Origin of the sequence: Citrobacter sp. CK185, assembly GCF_030333565.1 — a bacterium.
Taxonomy (GTDB): domain Bacteria; phylum Pseudomonadota; class Gammaproteobacteria; order Enterobacterales; family Enterobacteriaceae; genus Citrobacter_B; species Citrobacter_B koseri.
On sequence record NZ_JAOWFR010000001.1, the window covers coordinates 147,344 to 159,501 of the forward strand.

Below are 12,158 nucleotides of genomic sequence, written 5' to 3' on the forward strand. Positions count from 1 at the left end.
AAATCACTACACTAACGCCGTCCTCAACGGGGTGCTGATAAACATACGCAAAACCATTCGTGAAGTGTATGGGCTGAGAAAATACCCGTCGAACCTGATCCGGATAACGCCGGCGAAGGGATTTGAGACTGCTTCTCAAGTCCTTTGCCACCCACTTTATGAGGTGCAAAGTGTTAAAAAAATGTCTTCCCTTGCTACTCCTGTGCGCAGCGCCTGCCTTCGCCAAACCTGTTCTGACCGTCTATACCTATGACTCCTTCGCTGCCGACTGGGGGCCTGGCCCGACAATCAAAAAAGCCTTTGAAGCTGACTGTGATTGCGAACTGAAGCTGGTGGCGCTGGAAGATGGCGTTTCGCTGCTTAACCGCCTGCGAATGGAAGGGAAAAACAGCAAAGCCGACGTGGTGCTTGGCCTGGACAACAACCTGCTGGAAGCCGCCACGCAAACCCGCCTGTTCGCGAAAAGCGGCATTGCGCCTGATGCGGTTAACGTGCCAGGCGGCTGGCATAACGACACATTCGTGCCGTTTGATTATGGCTACTTCGCCTTCATCTATGACAAAAACAAACTGAAAAATCCGCCGAAAAGCCTGAAAGAACTGGTAGAGAGCGATCGGAAATGGCGCGTGATTTATCAGGACCCGCGCACCAGTACACCGGGGCTGGGTCTGTTGCTGTGGATGCAGAAAGTCTACGGCGATAACGCGCCGGAAGCCTGGCAAAAACTGGCGGCCAAAACGGTCACCGTCACCAAAGGCTGGAGCGAATCCTACGGCCTGTTCCTGAAAGGCGAAAGCGATCTGGTGCTGAGCTACACCACCTCTCCGGCGTATCACATCATCGAAGAGAAAAAAGATAACTACGCCGCCGCCAGCTTCAGCGAAGGTCATTACCTACAGGTGGAAGTAGCTGCGCGCACTGCCGCCAGCAAACAGCCGGAACTGGCAGAAAAATTCCTCAAATTTATGGTTTCACCGGCATTCCAGAACGCCATTCCTACCGGCAACTGGATGTATCCGGTCGCTGACGTCGCCCTGCCCGCAGGATTTGAACAACTGACGAAGCCATCCACCACGCTGGAATTTACGCCTGCGGAAGTGGCATCCCAGCGTCAGGCATGGATTAGCGAATGGCAACGCGCCGTCAGCCGCTAATTCCCGGCTGGCTGATACCCGGGCTTTCTGCCGCCGCGCTGATGGTGGCAGTGGCTCTGGCGGCATTTCTGGCGCTATGGCTTAACGCGCCGCAGGGTGAATGGTCGTCGCTGTGGCAGGACAGCTACCTGTGGCACGTCGTGCGTTTCTCGTTCTGGCAGGCGTTCCTGTCGGCGCTGCTCTCCGTCATCCCGGCGATTTTCCTCGCCAGAGCGCTCTATCGTCGCCGTTTTCCCGGACGTCTGGCGTTATTGCGCCTGTGCGCCATGACGCTGATTTTACCGGTGCTGGTCGCCGTTTTCGGTATCCTCAGCGTCTACGGTCGTCAGGGCTGGCTGGCCTCGCTGTGGCATACGCTGGGGCTGGAGTGGCATTTCTCGCCCTACGGCTTGCAGGGGATTTTACTGGCGCACGTCTTTTTTAACCTGCCGATGGCAAGCCGCCTGCTGCTTCAGGCGCTGGAAAACATTCCCGGCGAACAGCGACAGCTCGCCGCGCAGCTAGGTATGCGCGGCTGGCACTTCTTCCGCTTTGTTGAATGGCCGTGGCTGCGTCGTCAAATCCCGCCGGTGGCGGCGCTGATTTTTATGCTCTGTTTCGCCAGTTTCGCCACCGTGTTGTCACTTGGCGGCGGCCCGCAGGCTACCACTATCGAGCTGGCCATCTATCAGGCGCTGAGCTACGACTACGATCCTGCCCGTGCGGCCATGCTGGCGCTGATCCAGATGATATGTTGTCTGGCGCTGGTGCTGCTGAGCCAGCGGCTGAGTAAAGCCATTGCCCCCGGCGTCACGCTGGTACAAGGCTGGCGCGACCCTGACGATCGGCTCCACAGCCGCCTGACGGACAGCCTGCTGATCGCCCTGGCGCTGCTGTTGCTTCTCCCGCCGCTGCTGGCGGTTATTATTGATGGCGTCAATCGCAGCCTGCTGGACGTGCTGGCGCAACCCATTTTGTGGCAGGCGCTCTGGACCTCTCTGCGCATTGCGCTGGCGGCGGGAGTGCTGTGCGTCATCCTGACGATGATGCTTTTATGGAGCAGCCGCGAACTGCGCGCCCGCCAGCAGGTACTGGCAGGTCAGGCGCTGGAGCTGAGCGGAATGTTGATCCTTGCCATGCCCGGCATCGTGCTGGCGACCGGCTTCTTCTTACTGCTCAACAACAGCGTTGGGCTACCGGAGTCGGCTGACGGTATTGTGATTTTCACCAACGCGCTAATGGCGATTCCCTATGCGCTAAAAGTGCTGGAAAACCCCATGCGCGACGTGACCGCACGCTACAGTATGCTGTGTCAGTCATTGGGCATTGAGGGATGGTCGCGACTGAAGGTGGTGGAACTGCGCGCCCTGAAACGCCCTCTGGCGCAGGCGCTGGCCTTTGCCTGCGTGCTCTCCATCGGTGATTTTGGCGTGGTGGCGCTGTTTGGCAACGACGATTTCCGCACGCTGCCGTTTTATCTGTATCAGCAAATTGGCTCCTATCGCAGCCAGGACGGCGCGGTTACCGCATTATTACTGCTGATGCTCTGCTTTATGCTGTTTACCGTTATCGAAAAATTACCGGGGCGAAATGTTAAAACTGACTGATATCACCTGGCTTTATCACCATTTGCCCATGCGCTTCACACTGTCGGTGGCGCGCGGTGAACAGGTGGCGGTTCTCGGGCCAAGCGGCGCCGGGAAAAGTACGTTGCTGAATTTAATCGCCGGGTTTCTGACACCGGCCAGCGGCACAATAATGATTGAAGGTCAGGATCACACCACGACACCGCCCTCCCGCCGTCCCGTTTCCATGCTGTTTCAGGAAAATAATCTGTTCAGCCACCTGAACGTGCAGCAGAACATCGGGCTGGGGTTAAACCCTGGGCTAAAGCTGAACGCGGCTCAGCGGGAGAAGCTGCATCATATTGCACGCCAGATGGGGATCGAAAATCTGCTGGAGCGCCTGCCGGGCGAGCTTTCCGGCGGGCAACGTCAACGCGTGGCGCTTGCGCGCTGCCTGGTGCGCGAGCAGCCGGTATTGCTGCTCGACGAGCCGTTTTCCGCTCTCGATCCCGCCCTGCGTCAGGAGATGCTGACGCTGGTCAGCGACGTCTGCCGCGACCAGCAATTAACCCTGCTGATGGTGTCGCATAGCGTGGAGGATGCCGCGCGCATTGCGTCACGCTCGATTGTCGTGGCCGACGGGCGTATCGCATGGCAGGGCAAAACGGATGAGTTATTAAGCGGTCAGGCCAGCGCCTCAGCATTGCTGGGCATTAAAGCGTAATGGGGTGCCCGGTGGCGCTGCGCTTACCGGGCCTACGGACAGGCATCCGTTGTAGGCCGGATAAGCGTCAGCGCCATCCGGCAAAAGATTCCTCAGTAACCCACGACTTTACGCAGAATATCGATATACACCGGCATCAGCGGATGACGAAGCAGCATCACCAGCGCGACAATGCCCGCGCCGAGCATCACCGGCGCCAGCCATAACAGGCGGCCTCGCGGTAAAAACGGCGTTAAGCGATCGGCGGCGGCCTTACCGCTACGCCATAACCGCCAGCACAGCCAGGCCGCCAGCCACAGCAGCAGCGCCGTTGCCAACAACAGCCATTTGAAATAGCCGCTCTGCATATCGGCCGGAATGTCGATCGCAGCGCCCGCCAGAATCCCCGGCAAGAAATAGAACGGCGGCCACAGCACGCAGCCAATAATATTCGGCACGATAAATTTCGCGACGGGCAGATCCAGCATCCCCGCCACCATCGGCACCAGCGGCCGCGTCGGGCCGACAAAACGCCCGACCAGAATGGTGAACATGCTGTGTTGATGCAGCGCGTGTTCGGTTTTATCCAGCAGCGCTTTGTTCTTTTTCATAAAAGACCAGCGGTGCAGCGGCTTTTTGAAGCGCCAGCCCAACCAGAAGGAGATCCAGTCCCCCAGCAGGCAACCGATAATGCCCGCCAGCCACGCATGCCAGAAATTCAGCTCACCGCTGCCGATAAGCGCCCCCAGCCCCGCCATCATCACCGTACCGGGCAGAATCAGACCGACCAACGCCAGCGACTCCAGAAAGGCCACCAGCGCCACCGCAATTAGCGAGTACAGAGCGGATTGGAGAATAAAGTGTTCCAGCAATGCTTGCATAATGTGTCCGTCAGATTTACGAAGCAGCGATTCTGCTAACCCTCACCCGCTTCGTCAAGTCGCCAATTGTCTGAATAGATTACGCGTTATGACATCTTTGCAGACACATCATTCACTTTTTATTCACAACCAGCGCGGAACTCGCTCGGGCTGGCCCCGGTACATTTTTTAAAGACGCGAGAGAAATAAAGCTGATCGTCAAACCCGACATTGCGCCCGACGGTGGCTATCGGCATCCGCGTCGTGCTGAGCAGCAGCTTCGCCTGGCTGATGCGCTGATCCTCGCGCCAGCTCAGTACGCTAATGCCTAACTGTTGGCGGAACAGGTGCGACAGGCGGGACGGCGACAGACAGACGTGCTGCGCCACGCTGGCAATATCAAACTGGCTGTCCGCCAGATGATCGCTGATGTACTGACAGGCGTCGCGCACCCGGCTGTCCATCGGCGGATGCAACGATTCATTGATCGCCTCCATACGTCGCAGCAGAAGCTGCTCCAGCAGGTTAATCGCCAGCAGTTCAGAGTAGCGCCCTTCCCCCTGCCCGGCATTGATGATTTGACCAAAAAGCTCATTAAAGCGCGGCTGGTGCGCTTCGTCAGGGCGGAAAAAACCGGTCTGCGCAAAAATCGTCGGCCAGGTGAGCCACTCCTGCCAGTAGGCGCGCGGTCGGAAGTACACCCACTGGTGATACCATTCGCTCGCGTTGGGATGGCGACCGTAGTGGTGTACTTCGCCAGGCGGAAACAGCAAAATATCCCCCGGACGGCAGACAAACTGTTTGCCGTGGTTATTGATCACCCCTTCCCCGCGAATCGTAAGATTAAGGATATACCCCTTCATCCCCAGCGGGCGGTCGATAAAAAAATCCAGATAGCCGTTCGCCTCAATGGGCGTCAGCCCGGCAACCAGATGCGCATTAAACGAATAACCCGGCAGCAGGGGATCATTTTGCGTTTCAGCCATAAATTCAATACTCCCGGCGTTCTGAGAAGAAACCAATTGTCCATATTGAGTGAGACATCTTCACCTTCCCCTCTGCGCCCCGCCGTCATTGCGGTTACGGACCATCAACCCCGCTTGCGAAAAGAGATTTGTAACAAAGGCCGATTGCGAAGGCGATAAAAACGGGTAACAAAAGTGTCTATAACTACGACAGAAATGTCCACATTGAATATTTGCACGGCGTCACACTTTGCAATGCCATAGCATTTTAATCCATAAGATTAGCGGATCCTGCCTGACGGTTTTTATCCCCGCTATCTACTGTTTCTCCATACCTGTTTTTTTCGATGGAGTAAGACGATGGCGATTGCAATTGGCCTCGATTTTGGCAGTGATTCAGTTCGTGCTCTGGCGGTGGATTGCGCCACCGGGGAAGAGATCGCCACCTGCGTAGAGTGGTATCCCCGCTGGCAGGAAGGGCGCTATTGCGACGCCCCGAACAACCAGTTCCGCCATCATCCACGCGACTACATAGAGTCAATGGAAGCTGCGTTGAAAAACGTTCTCGCGACCCTGAGCGCGTCACAGCGTGGCGAGGTGGTCGGCATCGGCGTCGACAGCACCGGCTCCACCCCCGCCCCCATTGATGCCGACGGCCACGTACTGGCGCTGCGTCCTGAGTTCGCCGAAAACCCGAATGCGATGTTCGTCCTGTGGAAAGATCACACCTCGGTCGAAGAAGCGGAAGCCATCACCCGCCTGTGCCATACGCCGGGCAAAACCGATTATTCCCGCTACATCGGCGGTATTTACTCCAGCGAATGGTTTTGGGCGAAAATTCTGCACGTTACGCGTCAGGACAGCGCCGTCGCGCAGGCCGCCGCCTCCTGGATTGAGCTGTGCGACTGGGTGCCAGCCCTGCTCTCCGGCACCACGCGCCCGCAGGATATTCGCCGTGGTCGCTGTAGCGCCGGACATAAATCGCTGTGGCATGAGAGCTGGGGCGGTTTGCCGCCCGCCAGTTTCTTCGATGACCTCGATCCCATCATCAACCGCCACCTCGCCTGGCCGCTGTTTACCGATACCTTCACTGCCGATCTGCCGGTTGGCACGCTGTGCGCGGAGTGGGCGCAACGCCTCGGCCTGCCGGAAAGCGTGGTCATCTCTGGCGGCGCGTTTGACTGCCATATGGGCGCGGTTGGCGCGGGCGCGCAGCCGAATGCGCTGGTGAAAGTGATCGGCACATCGACCTGCGACATTCTGATTGCCGACAAGCAGAGCGTCGGCGACCGCGCGGTGAAAGGCATTTGCGGCCAGGTAGACGGCAGCGTCGTGCCTGATTTTATTGGTCTGGAAGCGGGACAGTCGGCATTCGGCGATATCTATGCCTGGTTTGGCCGCATTCTCGGCTGGCCGCTGGAGCAGCTTGCGGCGCAGCATCCTGAACTGAAAGACCAAATCGCCATCAGCCAAAAGCAGCTACTCCCGACGCTGACCGAGGCGTGGGCGAAGAATCCATCGCTGGATCATCTGCCCGTGGTGCTCGACTGGTTTAACGGTCGCCGCACGCCGAACGCTAATCAGCGTCTGAAAGGGGTGATTAGCGATCTGAATCTCGCCACCGATGCGCCAGCGCTGTTTGGCGGCCTGATCGCCGCCACTGCCTTCGGCGCACGCGCCATTCAGGAATGCTTTACCGAACAGGGCATTGCCGTCAACAACGTGATGGCGCTGGGCGGCATCGCCCGTAAGAATCAGGTGATCATGCAGGCCTGCTGCGACGTGCTCAACCGCCCGCTACAGATTGTCGCCTCAGACCAGTGCTGCGCGTTAGGCGCCGCCATTTTTGCCGCCGTCGCCGCAAAAACGCATGTCGATATCCCTGCCGCACAACAAAAAATGGCCAGCGCCGTAGAGAACACCCTGCAACCGCGCCCGGAACAGGCTCAACGCTTCGAACAGCTTTATCAGCGCTACCGGCAGTGGGCGGTCAGCGCTGAACAACACTATCTTCCGACTGCCGCCCCGGCGCCAAAAACCCCGGTCAGCCAGGCAACCCTGACCCATTAAGGACACGACAATGACGATTTTTGACAACTATGAAGTGTGGTTTGTGATTGGCAGCCAGCATTTGTATGGCTCTGAAACGCTGCGCCAGGTTACTCAGCATGCCGAACATGTGGTAAAGGCGCTGAATACCGAAGCAAAACTGCCCTGCAAACTGGTGCTGAAGCCGCTGGGGACGTCGCCTGACGAGATCACCGCGATTTGTCGTGACGCCAGTTATGACGATCGCTGTGCGGGCCTGGTGGTCTGGCTGCACACCTTCTCGCCCGCGAAAATGTGGATTAACGGGCTGAGTATTCTCAACAAGCCGCTGTTGCAGTTCCACACCCAGTTCAATGCCGCCCTGCCGTGGGACAGCATCGACATGGACTTTATGAACCTGAATCAGACCGCACATGGCGGACGCGAGTTTGGTTTTATCGGCGCGCGTATGCGCCAGCAGCACGCGGTAGTGACCGGTCACTGGCAGGATAAACACGCGCACGCGCGTATCGGCTCATGGATGCGCCAGGCGGTCTCCAGACAGGATACCCGCCACCTGAAAGTGTGCCGCTTTGGCGACAACATGCGTGAAGTGGCCGTGACCGACGGCGATAAAGTGGCGGCGCAGATCAAGTTCGGCTTCTCGGTGAATACCTGGGCGGTGGGCGACCTGGTGCAGGTCGTGAATGCGGTTAGCGACGGCGACATTAACGCGCTGGTGGATGAATACGAAAGCCGCTATACCCTGACGCCCGCGACGCAAATTCACGGCGACAAGCGGCAGAACGTGCTGGAAGCCGCGCGTATTGAACTGGGCATGAAGCGCTTTCTGGAACAGGGCGGCTTCCACGCGTTCACCACGACGTTTGAAGATTTGCATGGCCTGAAGCAGCTCCCAGGACTGGCCGTACAGCGTCTGATGCAACAGGGCTACGGTTTCGCTGGCGAAGGCGACTGGAAAACCGCCGCGCTGCTTCGCATCATGAAAGTGATGTCTGGCGGTTTGCCGGGCGGCACCTCATTTATGGAGGATTACACCTACCACTTTGAGAAGGGCAACGATCTGGTGCTCGGCTCGCACATGCTGGAAGTATGCCCGTCTATCGCGGTGGAAGAAAAACCGATCCTCGACGTGCAGCACCTCGGCATCGGAGGTAAAGACGCGCCCGCACGTCTGATCTTCAACACCCAAACCGGCCCGGCGATCGTCGCCAGCCTGATCGACCTCGGCGATCGCTATCGTCTGCTGGTCAACTGCATCGACACCGTAAAAACGCCGCATGACCTGCCGAAACTGCCGGTCGCCAACGCGCTGTGGAAAGCCCAGCCGGATCTGACCACCGCATCCGAAGCGTGGATTCTCGCCGGTGGCGCGCACCACACCGTCTTCAGCCATGCGCTGGATCTGAACGATATGCGCCAGTTCGCAGAGATGCACGATATCGAAATCACCGTCATCGATAACGATACCCGTCTGCCCGCCTTTAAAGACGCGCTGCGCTGGAACGAAGTTTATTACGGTTTCAAACGTTAACAGTTGCCGGATAGCGGCGTAAATGCCTTATCCGGCCTACAGGTCGCACCAACCTTGTAGGCCGGATAAGCGCAGCGCCATCCGGCGTGGAGACAGCTATGTTAGAAGATCTCAAACGTCAGGTGCTGGAAGCCAATCTGGCGCTACCAAAACACAATCTGGTGACTCTCACCTGGGGGAACGTCAGCGCCGTCGATCGCGATCGCGGCGTCTTCATCATTAAACCTTCCGGCGTCGACTACAGCGTGATGAGCGCAGAGGATATGGTGGTAGTCAGCATTGCCACGGGTGAAGTGGTGGAAGGAACGAAAAAGCCCTCCTCCGATACGCCGACCCACCGTCTGTTGTATCAGTCTTTCCCGTCGATTGGCGGCATCGTCCACACCCATTCGCGCCACGCGACCATCTGGGCGCAGGCCGGGCAATCCATTCCGGCGACGGGGACGACCCATGCGGACTATTTTTACGGCACGATCCCCTGCACGCGCAAAATGACCGATGCGGAGATCAACGGCGAATATGAATGGGAAACGGGCAACGTCATCGTCGAAACCTTTGAAAAACAGGGTATCGATGCCGCGCAGATGCCGGGCGTGCTGGTGCATTCACACGGTCCATTCACCTGGGGCAAAAACGCCGAAGACGCGGTGCATAACGCCATTGTGCTGGAGGAGGTCGCCTGTATGGGCATCTTCTGCCGCCAGCTTGCGCCACAGTTGCCGGATATGCAGCAAACGTTGCTGGATAAGCACTACCTGCGCAAACACGGGGCGAAGGCTTATTACGGGCAGTAATGGATAGCCCGACGGCGCAACCATACCTGTATAAAACCACAGCAAAACGTTCCGAACCAGGCTATAATCATGCCTGGTTTTTTAATGAGTACGCAGCGTGGCGCAGGCAGGTTTTATTTTAACCCGGCACTGGCGGGATACCCCGCAAGGAACAGAGGTCTCATTCTGGCTGGCAACGGACACCGGTCCTTTGCAGGTCACGCTCGCGCCGCAGGAGTCGGTCGCGTTTATCCCTACGCATCAGGCCGCCCGCGTCACCTCGCTGCTGCGCACAGAAAATGGCTATCGCCTGACGCCGCTCAATTTGCAGGATTTTCATCGCCAGCCCGTCTCGGGGTTGTACTGCCGCTCGCACCGACAGCTGATGCGTCTGGAAAAACAGCTGAAAGAACAGGGCGTAACGGTCTATGAAGCCGATGTGCGCCCGCCGGAACGTTACCTGATGGAGCGGTTTATCACCGCTCCCGTTTGGCTGGAGGGCGACACAAAAGACGGCGCGATCGTCAATGCCCGCCTGAAACCGCACCCAGACTACCGTCCCCCGCTGAAATGGGTATCGCTGGATATTGAAACCACCCGACACGGCGAGCTGTACTGCATTGGCCTGCAAGGCTGCGGGCAACGCGTCGTTTTTATGCTCGGCCCGGCGAATGGCGATGCCTCGGCGCTGGATTTCCAGCTTGAGTATGCGGCGAGTCGCCCGCTGCTGCTGGAAAAACTCAACGACTGGTTTGCCCGGCACGATCCCGATGTGATCATCGGCTGGAACGTGGTGCAGTTTGATTTACGCGTCCTGCAAAAACATGCCGAGCGCTATCGTATCCCTTTACGTCTGGGGCGCGACAACACCGAGCTGGAATGGCGCGAGCACGGTTTCAAGAACGGCGTGTTTTTCGCCCAGGCCAAAGGGCGGTTGATTATTGACGGCATTGAAGCGCTCAAATCCGCGTTCTGGAATTTCTCATCATTTTCACTGGAAACCGTGGCCCAGGAGCTGCTTGGCGAAGGGAAATCGATCGATAATCCCTGGGACAGAATGGACGAAATTGACCGCCGTTTCGCCGAAGATAAGCCCGCGCTCGCCACATATAACCTCAAGGACTGCGAGCTGGTGACGCAGATTTTTCATAAGACGGAGATCATGCCGTTTTTACTGGAGCGCGCCACCGTTAACGGTCTGCCCGCTGACCGCCACGGCGGTTCTGTCGCCGCCTTCGGTCATCTCTATTTTCCCCGTATGCATCGCGCCGGTTACGTTGCGCCGAATCTCGGTGAAGTCCCGCCGCATGCCAGTCCTGGCGGTTACGTGATGGACTCGCGCCCTGGCCTGTATGACTCCGTACTGGTGCTGGATTATAAGAGCCTGTACCCGTCGATCATTCGCACGTTCCTGATCGACCCGGTTGGGCTGGTGGAAGGGATGGCACAACCGGACCCGACACACAGCACCGAAGGCTTTCTTGACGCCTGGTTCTCGCGAGAAACGCACTGTCTCCCGGAGATCGTCACGCAGATCTGGCATGGGCGCGATGAGGCCAAACGCCACGGCAATAAACCGCTGTCCCAGGCGCTGAAGATCATCATGAATGCGTTTTACGGCGTGCTCGGGACGACGGCCTGCCGCTTTTTCGATCCCCGACTGGCCTCGTCGATCACCATGCGCGGCCACGCGATCATGCGTCAGACCAAAGCGCTGATCGAGGCGCAGGGCTATGACGTGATCTACGGCGATACGGATTCCACTTTCGTCTGGCTGAAAGGCGCGCATTCTGAAGACGAGGCGGCAAGGATTGGCCGCGAGCTGGTGCGTCATGTGAATGACTGGTGGACGCAATCCCTGCAACAGCAAAAGCTGACCAGCGCGCTGGAATTAGAGTTTGAAACCCACTTCCGCCGTTTTCTGATGCCGACCATTCGCGGGGCGGACACCGGCAGCAAAAAGCGCTATGCCGGGCTGATTCAGGAAGGCGAGAAGCAGCGAATGGTATTTAAAGGGCTGGAGACCGTGCGCACCGACTGGACGCCGCTGGCGCAGCGATTCCAGCAGGAGCTTTACCTGCGTATCTTCCGCCAGGAACCCTATCAGGAGTATGTCCGGGAAACCATCGATAACCTGATGACGGGCAAGCTGGATGAACAGCTGGTTTACCGCAAGCGACTGCGCCGCCCGTTGAGCGAATATCAGCGTAACGTTCCGCCGCACGTTCGCGCCGCCCGGCTCGCCGATGAACAAAACATCAAGCTGGGGCGCCCGGCGCAGTATCAGAACCGCGGCACGATCAAATACGTGTGGACGACTAACGGCCCTGAGCCGCTGGATTACCGGCATTCACCGCTGGATTACGAGCACTATTTAACCCGCCAGCTACAGCCGGTCGCAGAGGGAATACTTCCCTTCATCGATGATAATTTTGCTACACTACTCACAGGACAACTGGGGTTATTTTGACGCGTGACGAATGCGCCGCCATCCATTACCATAGCGCCCTTTCCATTCCTGGACCCAATTAACACTGCTGCCATTCTATTTTGGTAGCGGGTGATTATTGCCTGCA

General features: G+C 58.0%; 9 protein-coding genes and 1 riboswitch. Of the genes, 7 read left to right on the top strand and 2 right to left on the bottom strand.

The window, feature by feature from the left end; translation table 11 throughout:
* The first annotated feature begins 17 nt into the window (after positions 1-17).
* Positions 18-139, top strand: a riboswitch (TPP riboswitch).
* A 31-nt stretch (positions 140-170) separates the two neighbouring features.
* The 3 genes from thiB to thiQ are packed head-to-tail and all read left to right on the top strand — an operon-like array spanning position 171 to position 3,422.
* Entirely contained in the window at positions 171-1,154 is a 984-nt protein-coding gene (thiB, locus tag OGV79_RS00655; protein ID WP_047458953.1) for a thiamine ABC transporter substrate binding subunit, read from the top strand.
* On the top strand, positions 1,130-2,740 hold the full coding sequence (gene thiP, locus OGV79_RS00660; protein ID WP_110494682.1) for a thiamine/thiamine pyrophosphate ABC transporter permease ThiP: 1,611 nt from the start codon (positions 1,130-1,132) through the stop codon (positions 2,738-2,740). The genes thiB and thiP overlap by 25 nt, the downstream gene beginning before the upstream one ends.
* Positions 2,724-3,422 (top strand): thiamine ABC transporter ATP-binding protein ThiQ, encoded by a 699-nt coding sequence (thiQ, locus tag OGV79_RS00665; RefSeq protein ID WP_058668564.1) that lies wholly within the window; start codon positions 2,724-2,726, stop codon positions 3,420-3,422. The genes thiP and thiQ overlap by 17 nt, the downstream gene beginning before the upstream one ends.
* A 92-nt stretch (positions 3,423-3,514) precedes the next feature.
* Here the strand turns inward: thiQ and OGV79_RS00670 are convergent, their stop codons facing one another.
* Positions 3,515-4,282: a DedA family protein gene (locus tag OGV79_RS00670; protein ID WP_012134103.1), complete on the bottom strand. Its 768-nt coding sequence runs from the start codon at positions 4,280-4,282 to the stop codon at positions 3,515-3,517.
* A 119-nt stretch (positions 4,283-4,401) separates the two neighbouring features.
* Entirely contained in the window at positions 4,402-5,247 is an 846-nt protein-coding gene (gene araC / locus OGV79_RS00675; protein WP_012134104.1) for an arabinose operon transcriptional regulator AraC, read from the bottom strand.
* Between the two features lie 339 nt (positions 5,248-5,586).
* Between araC and araB the strand changes: the two genes are divergently transcribed.
* The 4 genes from araB (at position 5,587) to polB (ending at position 12,052) form a co-directional block, all read left to right on the top strand.
* Positions 5,587-7,296 carry a ribulokinase gene (gene araB, locus OGV79_RS00680; protein ID WP_286464538.1) on the top strand — a complete coding sequence of 570 codons (1,710 nt, stop codon included), beginning with the start codon at positions 5,587-5,589 and terminating at the stop codon, positions 7,294-7,296.
* Positions 7,297-7,306: 10 nt separating this feature from the next.
* The gene (gene araA, locus OGV79_RS00685) at positions 7,307-8,809 is read left to right on the top strand and encodes an L-arabinose isomerase (protein ID WP_047458964.1); all 1,503 of its coding nucleotides are present in this window, start codon (positions 7,307-7,309) and stop codon (positions 8,807-8,809) included.
* Positions 8,810-8,907: 98 nt separating this feature from the next.
* The gene (araD, locus tag OGV79_RS00690; protein ID WP_286466655.1) at positions 8,908-9,603 is read left to right on the top strand and encodes an L-ribulose-5-phosphate 4-epimerase; all 696 of its coding nucleotides are present in this window, start codon (positions 8,908-8,910) and stop codon (positions 9,601-9,603) included.
* A 97-nt stretch (positions 9,604-9,700) separates the two neighbouring features.
* On the top strand, positions 9,701-12,052 hold the full coding sequence (polB, locus tag OGV79_RS00695; protein ID WP_012134108.1) for a DNA polymerase II: 2,352 nt from the start codon (positions 9,701-9,703) through the stop codon (positions 12,050-12,052).
* Positions 12,053-12,158: the final 106 nt, after the last annotated feature.